17 protein-coding genes and 1 tRNA gene are annotated in these 15373 nt (G+C 67.6%); 4 read left to right on the top strand and 14 right to left on the bottom strand.

The genetic code is table 11. From position 1 onward, the window contains the following. The first annotated feature begins 58 nt into the window (after nucleotides 1-58). Nucleotides 59-132 (top strand) — tRNA-Lys (locus tag D7I44_RS04545). 262 nt (nucleotides 133-394) lie between these two features. Here the strand turns inward: D7I44_RS04545 and D7I44_RS18045 are convergent. The 3 genes from D7I44_RS18045 to D7I44_RS04535 all read right to left on the bottom strand — a co-directional run bounded on the left by D7I44_RS18045 (nucleotide 395) and on the right by D7I44_RS04535 (nucleotide 1384). Continuing rightward, nucleotides 395-568, bottom strand: a complete 174-nt coding sequence (locus tag D7I44_RS18045; protein WP_162940051.1) for a hypothetical protein — start codon at nucleotides 566-568, stop codon at nucleotides 395-397. 90 nt (nucleotides 569-658) lie between these two features. Beyond that, nucleotides 659-1009, bottom strand: coding sequence for a DUF2200 domain-containing protein (locus D7I44_RS04540; protein WP_120788395.1), 351 nt, complete (start codon nucleotides 1007-1009; stop codon nucleotides 659-661). Between the two features lie 12 nt (nucleotides 1010-1021). Continuing rightward, nucleotides 1022-1384 (bottom strand): MerR family transcriptional regulator, encoded by a 363-nt coding sequence (locus tag D7I44_RS04535; protein WP_120790794.1) that lies wholly within the window; start codon nucleotides 1382-1384, stop codon nucleotides 1022-1024. 90 nt (nucleotides 1385-1474) lie between these two features. Between D7I44_RS04535 and D7I44_RS04530 the strand changes: the two genes are divergently transcribed. Further along, nucleotides 1475-2380, top strand: coding sequence for an NAD-dependent epimerase/dehydratase family protein (locus tag D7I44_RS04530; RefSeq protein ID WP_162940050.1), 906 nt, complete (start codon nucleotides 1475-1477; stop codon nucleotides 2378-2380). Between the two features lie 166 nt (nucleotides 2381-2546). Here D7I44_RS04530 and pstB read toward each other — a convergent pair whose 3' ends face one another. From pstB to D7I44_RS04475, 11 genes are all read right to left on the bottom strand, one after another. Continuing rightward, entirely contained in the window at nucleotides 2547-3326 is a 780-nt protein-coding gene (pstB, locus tag D7I44_RS04525) for a phosphate ABC transporter ATP-binding protein PstB (protein ID WP_120788393.1), read from the bottom strand. A gap of 27 nt (nucleotides 3327-3353) precedes the next feature. Next, the gene (gene pstA, locus D7I44_RS04520) at nucleotides 3354-4463 is read right to left on the bottom strand and encodes a phosphate ABC transporter permease PstA (RefSeq protein WP_120788392.1); all 1110 of its coding nucleotides are present in this window, start codon (nucleotides 4461-4463) and stop codon (nucleotides 3354-3356) included. After that, entirely contained in the window at nucleotides 4460-5578 is a 1119-nt protein-coding gene (pstC, locus tag D7I44_RS04515; RefSeq protein WP_245980020.1) for a phosphate ABC transporter permease subunit PstC, read from the bottom strand. Before pstC ends, pstA begins: the two co-directional genes overlap by 4 nt. Before the next feature lie 109 nt (nucleotides 5579-5687). Continuing rightward, the gene (locus D7I44_RS04510) at nucleotides 5688-6824 is read right to left on the bottom strand and encodes a phosphate ABC transporter substrate-binding protein PstS (protein ID WP_120788390.1); all 1137 of its coding nucleotides are present in this window, start codon (nucleotides 6822-6824) and stop codon (nucleotides 5688-5690) included. A 171-nt stretch (nucleotides 6825-6995) separates the two neighbouring features. Next, entirely contained in the window at nucleotides 6996-7931 is a 936-nt protein-coding gene (locus tag D7I44_RS04505; protein ID WP_120788389.1) for an NUDIX hydrolase, read from the bottom strand. Further along, entirely contained in the window at nucleotides 7928-10102 is a 2175-nt protein-coding gene (locus D7I44_RS04500) for an RNA degradosome polyphosphate kinase (protein ID WP_120788388.1), read from the bottom strand. Before D7I44_RS04500 ends, D7I44_RS04505 begins: the two co-directional genes overlap by 4 nt. Before the next feature lie 114 nt (nucleotides 10103-10216). Continuing rightward, nucleotides 10217-10951 carry an amino acid ABC transporter ATP-binding protein gene (locus tag D7I44_RS04495; protein ID WP_120788387.1) on the bottom strand — a complete coding sequence of 245 codons (735 nt, stop codon included), beginning with the start codon at nucleotides 10949-10951 and terminating at the stop codon, nucleotides 10217-10219. Next, a complete protein-coding gene (locus tag D7I44_RS04490) occupies nucleotides 10948-11790 on the bottom strand; it encodes an amino acid ABC transporter permease (RefSeq protein ID WP_120788386.1) in 843 nt (280 codons plus the stop codon). The genes D7I44_RS04495 and D7I44_RS04490 overlap by 4 nt, the downstream gene beginning before the upstream one ends. Further along, nucleotides 11787-12623, bottom strand: a complete 837-nt coding sequence (locus D7I44_RS04485; RefSeq protein WP_120788385.1) for an ABC transporter substrate-binding protein — start codon at nucleotides 12621-12623, stop codon at nucleotides 11787-11789. The genes D7I44_RS04490 and D7I44_RS04485 overlap by 4 nt, the downstream gene beginning before the upstream one ends. A 53-nt stretch (nucleotides 12624-12676) precedes the next feature. Further along, entirely contained in the window at nucleotides 12677-13582 is a 906-nt protein-coding gene (gene mshD / locus D7I44_RS04480) for a mycothiol synthase (RefSeq protein ID WP_120788384.1), read from the bottom strand. Then, nucleotides 13579-14244 (bottom strand): response regulator transcription factor, encoded by a 666-nt coding sequence (locus tag D7I44_RS04475; protein ID WP_120788383.1) that lies wholly within the window; start codon nucleotides 14242-14244, stop codon nucleotides 13579-13581. Before D7I44_RS04475 ends, mshD begins: the two co-directional genes overlap by 4 nt. A 99-nt stretch (nucleotides 14245-14343) precedes the next feature. On the opposite strand from D7I44_RS04475, the gene D7I44_RS04470 reads away from it, so the two are divergent. Both D7I44_RS04470 and D7I44_RS04465 read left to right on the top strand, forming a co-directional pair. Next, a complete protein-coding gene (locus D7I44_RS04470) occupies nucleotides 14344-14622 on the top strand; it encodes a hypothetical protein (RefSeq protein WP_120788382.1) in 279 nt (92 codons plus the stop codon). 138 nt (nucleotides 14623-14760) lie between these two features. Next, complete coding sequence (locus tag D7I44_RS04465; protein ID WP_120788381.1) at nucleotides 14761-15369, top strand: nitrobindin family protein; 609 nt, start codon at nucleotides 14761-14763, stop codon at nucleotides 15367-15369. Nucleotides 15370-15373 lie beyond the last annotated feature (4 nt).

Here is a 15373-nt window from a genome sequence, read left to right as displayed (position 1 = left end):
CGCCCTCTCCGGCGCCGGGCGGTTCTCTGTGTGCTCGGCACGTTACGCTGGTTGTAGCGCCCCTGTAGCTCAGTTGGCAGAGCATCTGACTTTTAATCAGTAAGGTCGTCGGTTCGAGCCCGACCGGGGGCACTCTCTGATCGGTCCCAGTGTCAGTGGTCCCGTCAAGGATCGCCGTATGAAGCATTGCGGGGGATGCGGTCGTGATTTGCCGCTGAGCGAGTACAACAAATCGAAGGGCTGCAAGGACGGCCTGCAGCGGATCTGCCGAAACTGCAACAAGCAGCAAGCGCGTGAGTACTACGCGAAAAATCGGGAGCATCACGTTCGCGTCATCGTCGCAAGGCGTCGGCTGATCCGAAAAGCCGCGCAGGAGTATCTCGCGCAGTACCTGCTAGCCCATCCGTGCGTGGATTGCGGCGAACGCGATGTCCGGGTGCTCGATTTCGATCATCGCGAGGGGAGCGGAAAGACCGCGATGGTCACGCGATTGGCTGCAAACGGGTTCGGCCAAGCCCGGATCGATGCCGAGATCGCGAAGTGCGATATTCGGTGTCGGAATTGCCACGCTCGAATCACCTATGAGCGAGCGGGTAATAGTTGGCGTCAGCGAGTGTTCGAAAACGGTCGAAGTACATCCCTCTCCAATCCGCGCTGCTCAAGCTCGCAGAATCGACGCCATCTTCTTCCCACGAGCCACCTCGTCGACGAGCTTGTCGAGGTAGCGGATCTTCTGCATGAGCGGGTCCTCGATGTCTTCGACCCTGACGCCGCAGATGACCCCGGTGATGAGCGAGGCGTTCGGGTTGAAGTCGGGCGCGCCTGCGAAGAACGTCTGCAGGTCGGCGCCGTCTGAGATGACCTGCTGCACACCGTCCGCGTCGTATCCGGTGAGCCACTCGATGACCCGGTCGAGTTCCTCACGCGTGTGCCCTTTCCGCTCCACCTTGGTCACGTAGAGAGGGTAGAGAGTCGCGAAGCTCAACGAGAAGATGCGTTGCCCGGCCATGGTGTCCTCCGTCTATGCGGCGCGTTCAGCCTCAGCCTGCGCGAGGAACCGGCTCAACGCGTCCCGAGTCTCGGTAAGACGCCGGGCCTTGGCATCCATCTCGTCCCTGATCTCGGTGACCCGCTGCATCAGCACGCCGCAGTCCTGCTCGACGGGCCCCGCGTCACCGGTGCACGGCAGCACGCGCTCGATCAGCTCGGTCGGGAAGCCCAGGTCGAGCAGCGTCTTGATCGTCTCGACGGTGCGCAGCGCGTCATCGTCGAACTCGCGGTAGCCGTTGCTCAGCCGCTGCGACCGCAGCAGCCCGACCTGCTCGTAGTACCTGATCGAACGCGCGCTCGCCCCCGACCTCTCGCTCAGCTCACCGATCTTCACGGGCATCCGCCTTCGCGCTTGACCTTGACATTGATGTCAGAGTTTACCGTCGTTCCGACGCCGCGCGGCGGCGCGAGGAAAGGGACGGAAATGAAGGTCTTCATCACCGGCGGCACCGGCTACGTCGGCTCTGTGCTCGTCGAGCACCTGGTCACGGCGGGGCACGAGGTCAGCGCGCTCGCCCGGTCAGAGGCGAGCGGTGCGCGGCTTGCGGCGGCGGGCGCGGCGGCGGTCCGAGGCGAACTGGCGGATGCCGCGCTGCTCCGCGCCGCAGCAGAAACCGCAGACGCGGTGATCCACGCGGCGGTCGACTACACGATGAGCGACACGGCGAACGCCGCGGAACTTGCGGCCGTCACAGCGCTCACCGAAGGCGCAGGGGCGGCGGATGCCGGCAAGCCCGTCGTCTACACGAGCACCGGCCTCGTGTACGGCTTCGCGCCGGAGCGCGATACGACAGAGGACGCCAAGCTGCCCGAGGCGAGCGCGCAGCCGGTCAAGGCGCAGGCCGAGCGCATCGTGCTGGGGTCAGCCGGCACCACGCCGATCGTCGTGCGCGCGGGCCTCGTCTACGGCAGGGGCGGCTCCGGTCTCCTCACGGGGCTCATCGGCAGTGCCGCGCAGACGGGCGCCGCCACGTACATCGAAGACGGCGAGAACACCTGGAGCCCGATTCACGTCGACGACCTCGCTGCGCTCTACCTGGCTGCGCTCGCGAATCCTGTCTCCGGTGTCTACAACGCGGTGGGGGAGCATCCGTTCAGCTTCCGAGAGCTCGCCGAGGCGATCGCGGAGCTGACCGGTGCGAAGCCGCTGTCGATCCCGTTCGAGACCGCGGAGCAGCAGCTCGGTGCGTTCGCGCACGTGCTGCGGAGCACGAGCACGCTTCGCGCCGACAAGGCACGAGCCGCCTTCGGCTGGGCCCCCTCCGGTGCCCCGCTGATCGACGAGGTGCGAGCGGGCGGCTACCGCGTGCCGGCATCCGTCGCCTCATAAGCAGGGCAAAAGAATAACCGGGCCGCAGAACGCCTCTCGGCGGAAGGCCGCTCGAAGCGGCGAAAAATGGAGCCCGGGGTTACTGCGGCCCGGCACATCGAGTGTAACGGAGAACGCCCCAGGGATCTTCCCCGGGGCGTTCGCGGTACGCGTAGCGGTCGGATGCCTACCCGAAGCGACCTGAGACGTAGTCCTCCGTCGCCTTCACCTTGGGCGTCGAGAAGATCGTCTGGGTGTCGTCGTACTCGATGAGGTGGCCCGGCTTGCCGGTGCCCGCGATGTTGAAGAACGCCGTCTTGTCGCTCACGCGGGTCGCCTGCTGCATGTTGTGGGTCACGATGACGATCGTGTACTCCTTCTTCAGCTCCTCGATGAGGTCCTCGATGGCGAGCGTCGAGATCGGGTCGAGGGCCGAGCACGGCTCGTCCATCAGCAGCACGTCGGGCTTCACCGCGATCGCGCGCGCGATGCACAGACGCTGCTGCTGGCCGCCGGAGAGGCCGGAGCCGGGCAGGTTCAGGCGGTCCTTGACCTCTTCCCAGAGGTTCGCACCGCGCAACGACGACTCGACGAGGTCGTCGGCGTCGTTCCTCGAGATGCGGGTGTTGTTGAGGCGCACGCCGGCGAGCACGTTCTCGCGGATCGACATGGTCGGGAACGGGTTCGGTCGCTGGAACACCATGCCGACCTGGCGGCGCACCAGCACCGGGTCGACGCCGGGGCCGTAGAGGTCGTTGCCGTCGATCAGCACCTCGCCCTTGACGTGCGCGCCCGGAATGACCTCGTGCATGCGGTTGAGCGTGCGCAGGAACGTCGACTTGCCACAGCCGGAGGGGCCGATGAAGGCGGTGACGGAACGCGGCTCGATGTTGATCGACACGCCCTCGACCGCCAGGAACTTGTCGTAGTAGACGTTGAGGTCGTTGACCTCGATGCTCTTGGACACAGGAATCCGTTTCGTTTCTTTCGGTGGCTAACGCAGGCCCTTGGGGGCGAAGATGCGGGCGACGATGCGGGCGATGAGATTGAGGATGACGACGAGGATGACGAGCAGCAGCGCCGCGCCCCATGCGGAGTCGTATGAGGCCGGGATGTCGGTGCTCGGGAACTTGTAGCCGGTGTACGCCATGACCGGCAGAGTCGACATCGCGTCGCGGAACGGGTTCGCATTGAAATTGCTCGTGAACGATGCCGCGATGAAGATCGGCGCGGTCTCGCCGATGACGCGGGCGATGGCGAGCATAACGCCGGTGATGAGGCCGGAGATCGCGGTCGGCAGCACGATGCGCGTGATCGTCACGAACTTCGTGGTGCCGAGCGCGTAGGACGCCTCGCGCAGCTCGATCGAGACGAGCTTCAGCATCTCCTCGCTCGAGCGCACGACGATCGGGATCATCAGCACGCACAGTGCGATCGCGGCGGAGAAGCCGCTGAACGCCTTGGGGCCGACGATGAGCGTGAACAGCGAGAACGCGAACAGGCCGGCGACGATCGAGGGGATGCCAGTCATCACGTCGACCAGGAAGGTGACCGCGCGGTTCATCCATGCGGTGGGGCGCCCGTACTCGACCAGATAGATGGCGGTGAGCAGGCCGATCGGCACGCTGATCACGGTCGCGATGCCGGTGATGATGAGCGTTCCGACGACCGACTGCCATGCCCCGATCGTGGTCGTGACCTTGAGGGAGACCGGGTCGAAGTGAGTGCCGCCGGTCTGGAAGACGAAGCTCGGGTCGAACGCGTCCTTCGCGCCGCGGGCGATCACGTCGATGAGCGTCGACACCAGAGGCGCGAGCGCCAGCAGGAACATGATCACGACGACGCCGCGCACGATGCGGTCGACCGCCTTGCGGCGGCTCTCGGTGAACGATGAGATGACGCCGACGGCCAGCAGGTAGATGATCGCGGCGACGACCACCCAGCCGACGACGTTGAAGCCGACGAGCGCGAACAGGACGGCGCTGACGACGAGCGCGCCGAGCAGGGACCAGAGCTCGAAGTAGCGCGGCAGCTGGCCACTCGTCAGCGCGTTGTCGACCTGGCGCTTCGGAGCCGGTGCGTTGGGAATGGCGGTGGCGCTCATGAACGCGGTCCTTCGGGTTGGCTCGGCTTCAGGCCTTCAGGGTGAGCAGACGACGCGTGGGGGTGAAGGGCCGCCAGCGGGCTCTCGGCGTCATCGAGGGCGAGCATGGTCGACGGATTCGTCGGGGGCAGCCGCTTGACCTTCTTGCCGCCACCCGACTTGCCGGTGCGGCCGATGATGAAGCGCGCAGCGAAGTTCACGACCAGGGAGATCACGAACAGCGCAAGACCCGTACCGATCAGCGCCTCGCGCTGAAGCTGGTTCGACTCGGGGAAGTTCAGGGCGATGTTCGCCGCGATGGTCTGCGAGTTCCGGTTGTCGGTGAACCAGTTGAGGAAGAAGCCGATCGTCGGAGACATGATGAGCGCGATGGCCATCGTCTCGCCGAGGGCGCGGCCGAGTCCGAGCAGGATCGCGCTGAGCATGCCGCTGCGCGCATACGGGAAGACGGCGAGCCGCACGGTCTCCCACTTCGTCGCGCCGAGGGCGAGTGCGGCCTCTTCGTGGAGGCGCGGGGTCTGCAGGAAGATCTCGCGGGTGATTGAGGTGATGATCGGAAGGATCATGACCGCGAGCACCACGCCGCCGGCGAATGCCGTCGAGCCCGTCGTGCTGAGGTCGCCGCCGAACAGAGGGAACCAGCCGACGTGGTGGTTCAGCCATGCCTGGAACGGCAGCAGGAACTTGCGGATCGTGAAGATGCCCCAGAGGCCGAAGATGATCGACGGCACGGCGGCGAGCAGGTCGACCAGGTAGGCGAGCACGCCGGCGACGCTGCGCGGCGCGTAGTGCGAGATGAAGAGGGCGATGCCGATCGCGACCGGGGCGCCCATGAGCAGGCCGAGCAGCGAGACCCAGAGCGTGCCCCAGATCAGCGGAGCCGTGTAGCTCCAGAAGCTCGAGTGATGTGCTGTCGTGCCCTCGGCGAGGTCGCCCGTCGTCCAGCTGGCGGTGATCGCCGGCGCGGACTTGATGATGAGGAACAGCGCGACGCCGGCCAGGATCACGATGATCAGGGTGGCCGAGCCGGTGCTCAGGAACTTGAAGATGCGGTCGCTGGGCCTGGCCTTGGCGACGATCCGACGCGAGGGAGCTGCGGCGGTTGACTCAGTCACGGGATGCGTCTCGTTCCTCGTCGATGTGGGGGATCGTGGGTGTCGCTTCATTGTGCGACGGCCGGGCTACCAGTTGATAGCCCGACCGTCGCATGTGGGTGGTGCTGTCTTACTTGACCAGTGCGATCGTCTTGGCGATCTCGGTCTGGATGCTCTCAGGCAGAGCCGCGGCGCCCGCGTTCTTCTCGCCGACCTCCTGGCCGACCTTGCTGCCGATGAAGCCGATGTAGGCCGCGGTCAGCTTGCCCTGCGTCGAGTCCTTGAAGCTCTTGCAGAGGACATCGTAGGAGAGCAGCGGGATCGGGTACTCGTCGGCACCCGTGATCGCGGTGTAGTCGAGCTTCTTCGTCAGGTCGCCGGTGCCCTGTGCGGCATCCTTGGCGGCGGAGTCGAAGGCCTTGGTCGCTGCGGCGGCCGAGTAGGCGACGAAGGTGCTGCCCGAGGTGCCGGCCTGGATGCTCGCCTTGGTCGCGGAGCCGATCGAGCTCTGGTCCGCGTAGCCGATCGTGCCGCTACCGGCCTCGACCGTGTTCACGACACCCGAGCCGCCCTGCTGCCCGGAGCCGACGCTGTTCGGCCATGCGTTGTTGGCCGGCGTCGTCCAGTCGCTGGGGGCGATCTGGTTCAGGTAGTTGGTGAAGTTGTTCGTGGTGCCCGAGCCGTCGGAGCGGTGCACGACCGAGATCGGCAGGTTCGGCAGCGTGGTGCCCGAGTTGAGCGCCGCGATGGCCTGGTCGTTCCAGTTGGTGATCTTGCCGTTGAAGATCTGGGCGATGACCGATCCGCTCAGGTTGACCTTCGGGTCGTTCGGAAGCTTGTAGATGACCGCGACGCCGGAGAGGTACACGGGGATGTTCAGACCGCCGTCGGCGCCGCAGGTGGTCTGCGCCTGGGTGAACTGGTCGGAGCTCAGCGCCGAGTCGGTGCCCGCGAAGTCGTACGAGCCGCCGAGCCAGTTGGTGACGCCGCCGCCGGAGCCCTGCGAGCCGTCGTAGTTGATCTTGACGCCGGCCGCCTGAGCGGTGAACGCGGCCGTCCATGCCTTCTGCGCGTTGGCCTGAGCCGACGAGCCACCAGCGGTGATGGTGCCCGAGAGCGACGGGTCGATGGTCGGGCCGGCCGCGGCCGGGGACTTCGTCGAGGTGTCGCTGGGGCTGCTGCCGTTGTCGTTGCTGCCGCAGGCTGAGAGCGCGAGAGCGGTAGCAAGGGCGAGAGCGCCCGCAGCCGCCACGTTCTTGAGCTTCACTGTGTTCCCTTCGGAATGGATTTCAGCCGCCGCGCGCGAGAAACGAGAAGTTCGGGTACGCGCGGGGCATGGGTCGGTGCTGACCCGCAGGCGACGCTAAGGGCGGCGTTTGACCAACCTCTTCCGCGAGGGTGAACGGGGGGTGAACGAGCGTGAAACGCCGCCCGCGCGCTACAGCGGGCTGTGGGTCTCCACCGCGAGGATTCCGGCCGTCGGGTGCAGCACGGAGAGATGCACGATCGTGAACGCGGCGGGCTCGAGCACCGCGGCCTCGCGCAGCTGCCAGGTCATGGGCGTTCCCGTGGCGAGGGCGAACTCCCGCAGGATGTCGGGCAGAACGGGTCTGTGGCTGCACAGCACGGCCGTCCGCCCCGACACGATGCGCTTCGCCACGACCTCGGGCACGGTCGACAGGCCGTCGTCCCAGGCGTCCTGGCTCACTCCCGGCTCGTAGCGCGGTTTGCGGTCGAGTGCTCGCGCGAGCGGCGCGACGGTCGAGGCGCAGCGCACGGCCGGAGAGGTGAGGATGCGGCGCGGGCTCCAGGCGCGAACGGTCGGCACGATGCGCTGCGCCTGCAGCACCCCGCGCGCCGCAAGCGGCCGCTTCTCGTCGACGCCGCCCCATTCACTGCGCCCCAGCGCCTTCGCGTGCCGCAGCACGATGACCCCGAAGCTCGAGCCGCCCGCGCGCTCGTGCAGTGTCGCGAACTCCTCGAGCAGGCGGATGTCGTGCTCGTAGCTGAGCGCGACCTTGGCTTTCGAGAGGGGCATCCAGTGCGCGGCATCCACCTCGGAATTCGGGCGGAACCGAGATGCCCTCACCGCGGCATCCGTCACCTCAGCCGTCCAGTAGTGCACGACCTTCTCGCGGCCGCTCGCGATCGTGTAGCGCGTCTGCGACAGCGGAACCCCGAGCGTGACCGTCAGCCCGGTCTCCTCGCGCACCTCGCGTACGGCGGTCTGCGGCAACGTCTCGCCCGGGTCGACCTTGCCCTTGGGCAGAGTCAGGTCGTCGTAGCGGGGACGGTGGATGACGAGCACACGGACGTCGCCGTCCACGATCCGCCAGCACACCGCTCCGGCGGCAAGTACGACTCCGTCCGTCACAGGCGCACTGCCGCACGCGGACGGTGCGAGATCTGGTACATGAGGCGGTTCTGCAGGTCGACGAGCGGCGCACCGGACTCGTCGACCGCGTGCCTCGCCCACGACCCGTCGGACTCGAGCTCCCATGACGACGTCTCGTTGCTCATCGCCAGATCGAAGTTGTCAGAGAGCTCCTGGATGTGCTCGGGCTTCGTCAGCCGCACCAGCGCCTCGATGCGGCGGTCGAGGTTGCGGTGCATCATGTCGGCGCTGCCGATGTAGACGAGCGGGTCGCCGTTGTTCACGAAGCTGAAGATGCGCGAGTGCTCGAGGTAGCGGCCGAGGATCGAGCGCACGCGGATGTTCTCGCTGTACCCCTCCTGCCCGGCCTTGAGGCCGCAGATGCCGCGCACCCAGATGTCGACGGGCACGCCCGCCCTGCTGGCCTGATACAGGGCGTCGATGATGGCCTCGTCGACCATCGAGTTGACCTTGATGCGGATGCCTGCCGGCTTCCCCGCCTGCGCGTTCTTGGTCTCCTGCGCGATCGCCTTGAGCAGCCCCTTGCGCAGATGCAGCGGCGCGACGAGCAGCCGCTTGAACTTCTTCTCGATGGCGTAGCCCGACAGCTCGTTGAAGAGCCTGGTGAGGTCCTTGCCGACCTGGTCGTCGGAGGTGAACAGGCCGAGGTCCTCGTAGATGCGGCTCGTCTTCGGGTTGTAGTTGCCCGTGCCGACATGGCTGTAGTGCTTGAGCCGGCCGCCCTCCTGGCGGATGACGAGCGCGAGCTTGCAGTGCGTCTTGAGGCCGACCAGGCCGTAGACGACGTGCACGCCGGACTTCTCGAGCTTGCGCGCCCACTCGATGTTGTTCTGCTCGTCGAAGCGCGCCTTGATCTCGACGAGGGCCAGCACCTGCTTGCCGGCCTCGGCCGCGTCGATGAGGGCCTCGACGATCGGGCTGTCGCCGCTCGTGCGGTACAGGGTCTGCTTGATGGCGAGCACGTTGGGGTCGCGCGCCGCCTGCTCGAGGAATGCCTGCACGCTGGTCGCGAACGACTCGTACGGGTGGTGCACCATCACGTCCTGACGGCGCAGGGCGGCGAAGATGTCGGGCTTGGCGTTCGGCTCGCTCGGCTGCAGCTGCGCGGCCGTCACGGGAACGTGCGGCGGGTACTTGAGCTCGGGCCGGTCGATGCGCCCGAGGTCGAAGAGCGCGCGCAGATCGAGCGGCCCGGGCAGCCGGTAGATCTCCTGATCGGTGACGTCGAGCTCGCGCACCAGCAGGTCGAGCGTCACGGGGTCCATGTCCTCCGTGACCTCGAGGCGGATGGGCGGCCCGAAGCGGCGACGAAGCAGCTCCTTCTCAAGAGCCTGGATCAGGTTCTCGGTCTCGTCTTCGTCGATCTCGACGTCTTCATTGCGCGTGACACGGAAGACGTGGTGTTCGACGACCTCCATCCCGGCGAACAGCTCGTCGAGCTGGTTCGCGATGAGATCCTCGAGCAGGATGTAGCGGATCTTGTCCGAGCCGCCGCCGTCGATGCGCACGAAGCGCGGGAGCACTGTCGGCACCTTGAGACGTGCGAACTGCTCCTTCTTCGTCTTCGCGTTCCGCACGCGAACGGCGAGGTTCAGCGACAGGCCCGAGATGTACGGGAACGGGTGCGCCGGGTCGACGGCGAGCGGCATCAGCACCGGGAAGATCTGGTTCGCGTAGAGCTCGCGCAGTGGTGCGCGCTCTTCCTCGGAGAGCTCGTCCCACGAGGCGAGCGTGATGCCCTTGGCGCGCAGCGCGGCACCGATCTCCTGGAAGGCCTTCGCATGCCGCAGCTGCAGCTCATGCGCCTTCGCCGAGACGTCCGCGAGCACGTCGACCGGGGCCTTCCCCGTGTTGGTCGGCACCGCGAGGCCGGTCATGATGCGGCGCTTGAGGCCGGCGACGCGCACCATGAAGAACTCATCGAGGTTGCTCGCGAAGATCGCGAGGAAGTTGGTGCGTTCGAGCAACGGCAGCTTCGGGTCCTCGGCGAGCTCGAGCACGCGCTGGTTGAACGCCAACCAGCTCAACTCGCGGTCGATGTAGCGGTCGCGCGGAAGCGAGGGGTCGGAGTCCGGGTTCCACGGCTCGAAGTCGTCATCGAGGTTGTCCGTCCCGAGCGTGTCGTCGACCAGGGTGTTCTCGCCATCCATGCGCCCTATCTTTACACCAGCGGATAACGCCAGGTGAACGGATGCCTCGCCCTCCCGCGTGCGCGGGAGAAAGCGCGCTTCCGCGGGCGGAACTTCACCCGCGGAAGCGATGCTTCACCCGCGCACGCGGGAGAGGAACGCGCGTGTGCGCTCCTGCTCCGGATGGTCGAAGAACGCCTCGGGGGCGGCCTGCTCGACGATCGCGCCCGCGTCGAGGAACACCACCCGATCGGCGACGTCGCGGGCGAACGCCATCTCATGCGTCGCCATCAGAATCGTGGCGCCCTGCTCCTTGAGGGAGCGCACGAGGTCGAGCACCTCGCCGACGAGCTCAGGGTCGAGCGCGCTCGTGATCTCGTCGAGCAGCAGCAGCGCCGGGTCGGTCACGAGCGCGCGCACGATGGCGACGCGCTGCTGCTGGCCACCGGAGAGCCGGTCGGGGTATTCGCCGGCTTTGGCGCCCAGCCCGATGCGGTCGAGCAACGCGAGGCCCTTCGCCACGGCATCCGCCTTCGACATGCCGTGCACGTGCCGCGCCGCCAGCGTGACGTTGTCGATGACGCGCAGGTGAGGGAACAGGTTGTAGTGCTGGAACACGACGCCGATGCGGGCGCGCACGCGGTCGGCGACGACCCGCGGATCGCTGATGTCCTCGCCGGCGAGAACGATGCGGCCGTCGTCGATGCGCTCGAGCAGGTTGACGCAGCGCAGCAGGGTCGACTTCCCCGAGCCGCTGGCGCCGACGAGGGCGACGACCTCGTGCGCGGCGAGCTCGAGGTCGATGCCGGCGAGCACCTCGTGGTCGCCGAAGGACTTGCGGATGCCGGTGAGCCCGAGCAGCGCGCTCATACGACGCTGCCCATCTGTTCACGGCGTGCGATGCGTGCCGAGTACCAGTCGGTGAGCCGGATCATCGGCACCGCAAGCACCACGAAGCACAGCCCCGCGACGAGGTATGGCGTGAAGTTGTACGACAGCGCCACCTGGATCTGGGCCGCGCGCACCGCGTCGACTGCGCCGAGCACCGAGATCAGCCCGACGTCCTTCTGCAGCGACACGAAGTCGTTCATCAGCGCGGGCGTCACCTTCCGCAGCGCCTGAGGCAGCACCACGAGGCGCAGGGTCTGCCAGTAGCCGAGGCCGAGCGAGCGGGCGGCGAGCCGCTGCGACGGGTGCACCGCGTCGATGCCGGCGCGGAACACCTCGCTGACATACGCGGTGTAGGTGATCACGAGCGCGACCGTGCCCCAGAACCCGGCGGGCATGCGCGGGAAGAAGCCCAGCGCGGGGATGCCGAAGCCGACGAGGTAGAGCACGATCAGCAGCGGCAGCCCGCGGAACAGGTCGGTGTAGATCGCGACCGCGGCACGGATCGGGAAGAACACGGCGCCGCGCAGCGAGCGCAGCGCAGCGAGCAGGATGCTGAGCACGAGCACGCACACCGCGCTCGCGAACAGGACCCTGAGGTTCAGCCAGAGTCCCTCGACGATCGTCGGAAGGGACTTCCACGCCTGCGCAGGGTCGAAGAACGACTGCTGCACCGCATGCCAGCCCGGCGTCGAGACGATGCCGACCCACACGAGAGCCGCGAACACCAGCGTCGAGCCGACACTGATCCAGATCGAGCGGCGCGACTGCCTGGCTCGGAACGCGCGGCGCTCGAGCTCCAGTGCAGACGGTGCGCTCACGTGAGCAGCGGGGCGTTGCCCTGGCTGTTCAGCCACTTCTGCTCGAGCTGGGCGAGGGTGCCGTCCTTCTGAAGGGCGTCGACCGCGTCGCTCACCTTCGTGGTCAGCTTGCTGCCCTTCGGCAGCACGATGCCGAACTGGTCGCCCGTGTCGCCCTTCACGGCGGGCAGCTGGCCGACGATCTTGCCGTTGTCGAGCTCGGCGCCCGTGATGTAGAAGCCGGTGGGCAGGTCGACCACGATGGCGTCGACCTGGCCGGCCTTGAGCGCGGCGACGGCGTCGTCATTGCTGTTGAACACCTGCACCTGCTGGCTCGGGGCGATGTCGGCGACCGCGTCGGTGTAGCTCGTCGTTCCGGTCATGGCGCCGATCAGGTCGCCTTTGAGGTCGGCGAGACTCGTCGCGCCGGCCGCCTTGCTCTTGGCCGTCGTGATGACGACCTGGCTGGTGGTGTAATACGGCGTCGAGAAGTCGACGGCCTTCTTGCGCTCGGCGGTGATCGAGAACTGCTGCAGGTTGAGGTCGAAGTCCTTCGGGCCGGGCGCGATCGACTTGTCGAAGTCGTCGCGCACCCAGGTCACGTCGGACTTCGAGAAGCCCAGCTTGTCGGCGACCGCGTAGGCGACTGCGGCCTCGAAGCCCTTGCCGGACGCCGGCTTGTTGTCGTCGACCCACGGCGCATACGCCGGCTGCGAGGTCGCGATGGTCAGCTTGCCCTTCGTGACGTAGCCGTCGGCGCCGCTCGACGAGTTCGAGCCGGCCGAGCAGGCGGTGAGGGCGAGCGCCGCGGCGGCGGTGAGGGCGAGTGCGGCGATTCGGGTACGTGCGGGCATGTGATCAAGGATGCCGCGAGGTGCCCGGCACCCACGAATCCGAGGTCATCTCATTACGCGCGCGCGTACTGCACGTGCACGCGATGGTCGCGGAAGCCGAGCGAGCGGTAGAGGTGCACGGCGTTGTGGTTGTCCGCCTCGACATACAGCTCGGCCTCGGCGCAGCCGCGCTCGCGCAGGCGGGTGAGCCCGGCGGTCATGAGCGTCCGGCCGAGACCTCGGCCAGACGCTTCGGGCGCGACGCCGATCACGTAGATCTCGCCGGTGGCCATTGTTCGCGCGTCCTCGCCGCGCGAGCCCGCTGTAGGCGCCGTACCCGCCGCCGCGCTCCGCCGGCTCGGCTCATCGGGCTCGATCTTCAGCCAGCAGTAGCCGATCATCGTGCCGTCGTCGTCGCGGGCGAGCAGGAAGTCGTCGGCGCGGAACCAGGGCTCGGCCTCACGTTGCTTGAGGTCGGCCTGCGTGAGGCCACCCTGCTCGGCATGCCACGCGAAGACCCGGGCGTTGAGGGCGACCCATGCAGCGTCGTCGTCGCCGGGGCGGAAAGTGGTGATGTTCGTCCTCGCGGGCGTCGCCCGATCGAAGCCATCGACCGGCGACCGAAGCTGCAGCAGAGTCCGCGCCCGCGCGAACCCGAGCCGCACAGCCAGCGCCCGCGCTGCGGGGTGATCCCCGTGCGACCACGCCGTCAGCGGCCCGTCGCCGGCGCGCTTCAGCAGTTCCGCGGCCGCCGCGCCGCCGAGCCCCCGTGCGCGCAACTCCTGATGGACGAAGAGGTCGAGCGACCCTCCGCCCAGAACCGCGCTACCTGCGGCCACCTCGTCAGGAGTTGTGCGCAGTGCGAAGAGCCGCCGCCGCCCCGCCGCGACGTCGAACGACGTCTGCTCGTCGAACGGCTCGAGAAGTGCGGCGCCGGCCGAGGCATCCGTCTCGACCAGTTCGATCGCCGCTCGGGTCACTGCCCGTCTTCGAAGACGTTGAAGCGGTAGCCGACGTTGCGGACGGTGCCGATGAGCGACTCGCTCTCACCGAGCTTCGCCCGCAGGCGCCGCACATGCACGTCGACCGTGCGGGTGCCGCCGAAGTAGTCGTAGCCCCACACCTCTGACAGCAACTGCTCGCGCGTGAACACGCGGCTCGGGTGGGTGGCGAGGAAGCGCAGCAGCTCGAACTCCTTGAAGGTCAGGTCGAGCGGGCGGCCGTGCACCTTGGCCGAGTATGAGGCCTCGTCGATCGTGACGCCGGAGGTCTGGATCTTGCTCGAGGCGGAGTCGACCGAGTGCCGGTCCAGAGCGAGCCGGATGCGGGCGTCGACCTCCGCAGGGCCCGCATCGGCGAGGACGACGTCGGCGACGCCCCAGTCGGCGTTCACCGCCGGCAGGCCGCCCTCGGTGACGATGAGCAGGACGGGCGACGGTGAACCGGTCGTCGAGAGGATCTTGCAGAGAGCCTTCGCGCCGACCAGGTCGCGCCGGGCGTCGATGAAGATGAGGTCGCAGCTCGGCGCGTTCACGAGAGACGCCGCCTCGGCGGGAAGCACACGAGCGCGGTGATTCAGCAGGCCCAGGGCCGGCAGCACATCCTGATCCTGGGCGGATGTCAGGATCAGCAGCTGCGCCATACGACCTCCATGACCTTTCCGTTGATTCCGCATCCTATCCGAAGCCGGAGGTGCGAAAATCGCGCTCGATCGCGGGGCTGCGGCGGCAGAATGGGTTGCATGACGACCGATCCGCTTCCCAGGGGGGCAGCCAAGGGCACGGTTTCCGCAGTCTGGGCGTTCGCGCTGGTGGCCGCGGTGCTGATCGGCGTCTTCTCGCACGCCGACTATGACGGGGCCTGGCTGAGCCTCTCGCTCGCAGCATCCGTCGTCATCGCCCTGTGCATTCAGCTCGCCACGCAAGAGAAGCGCGGCTTCGTCGGCCGACTCGCGTCATCGGTCGCCGGCGCGCTCGTGATCCTGGCTGTCGCAACCGGCGTGATCTACCTCATCCATTAGGCTCGGAGACATGCTTGTCACGCTGGAACTCGTGTTCATCGCACTGCTGGGCTTGGCCGGGCTGGCGATCGCGGGCACCGCGGTGCTCGTGGTCTACAACCTCTTCCGCGGCCAGCACTAGCGCTTCGGTCGCCGTCTATGATCGAGCTTCCCGTCGGCCTGCCGGCCGAGCTCGTCCCGCTCTCCTGGCTCATCGGCGTGTGGGAGGGCACAGGAGTGCTCGACTACAAGATCGGCGAGGACGCCGACGCCGAGCACGTGCAGCGCGAGTTCGGCCAGCGCATCAGCTTCAGCCACGATGGCCTGCCGTACCTCAACTACAGCTCCTACACGTGGGTGCTCGATGACGAGCACACGCCGCTGGTAGCCGAATCCGGCTACTGGCGCCTCTCCCGCCCGCTCACCGAGGGTGACCCCGGCCCCGGCATGCTGCCCGGCATCGGCGGTCGGCCGTTCACCGACGCCGAGTCGGTCGAGACCCTGCGCAACGCGGACGGCGGCTTCGACATCGAGGTGGCGCTGGTGCACCCGGGCGGCGTCTCCGAGGTCTACCTCGGCCAGGTGAAGGGCCCGCGCATCGACCTCGCGACCGATGCCGTGATGCGCACGGCCGGCGCGAAGGAGTACGCGGCGGCCACCCGCCTCTACGGGCTCGTCGAGGCGCACCTGCTCTGGGCATGGGACATCGCGGCGCTCGGCCAGCAGCTGCGCACGCACGCGTCGGCACGACTCGCGAAGGTGGACTGAACGG

This window comes from Gryllotalpicola protaetiae (genome assembly GCF_003627055.1).
GTDB lineage: Bacteria > Actinomycetota > Actinomycetes > Actinomycetales > Microbacteriaceae > Gryllotalpicola > Gryllotalpicola protaetiae.
This window is presented reverse-complemented; position numbering and strand designations above follow the sequence as displayed.

Coding starts and splice junctions, on each gene's coding strand:
- D7I44_RS04540 (WP_120788395.1), bottom strand. CDS start 1,009: ATGGCCGGGCAACGCATCTTCTCGTTGAGCTTCGCGACTCTCTACCCT.
- D7I44_RS04530 (WP_162940050.1), top strand. CDS start 1,475: ATGAAGGTCTTCATCACCGGCGGCACCGGCTACGTCGGCTCTGTGCTC.
- pstA (WP_120788392.1), bottom strand. CDS start 4,463: ATGAGCGCCACCGCCATTCCCAACGCACCGGCTCCGAAGCGCCAGGTC.
- D7I44_RS04500 (WP_120788388.1), bottom strand. CDS start 10,102: ATGGATGGCGAGAACACCCTGGTCGACGACACGCTCGGGACGGACAAC.
- D7I44_RS04495 (WP_120788387.1), bottom strand. CDS start 10,951: ATGAGCGCGCTGCTCGGGCTCACCGGCATCCGCAAGTCCTTCGGCGAC.
- D7I44_RS04485 (WP_120788385.1), bottom strand. CDS start 12,623: ATGCCCGCACGTACCCGAATCGCCGCACTCGCCCTCACCGCCGCCGCG.
- D7I44_RS04475 (WP_120788383.1), bottom strand. CDS start 14,244: ATGGCGCAGCTGCTGATCCTGACATCCGCCCAGGATCAGGATGTGCTG.
- D7I44_RS04470 (WP_120788382.1), top strand. CDS start 14,344: ATGACGACCGATCCGCTTCCCAGGGGGGCAGCCAAGGGCACGGTTTCC.
- D7I44_RS04465 (WP_120788381.1), top strand. CDS start 14,761: ATGATCGAGCTTCCCGTCGGCCTGCCGGCCGAGCTCGTCCCGCTCTCC.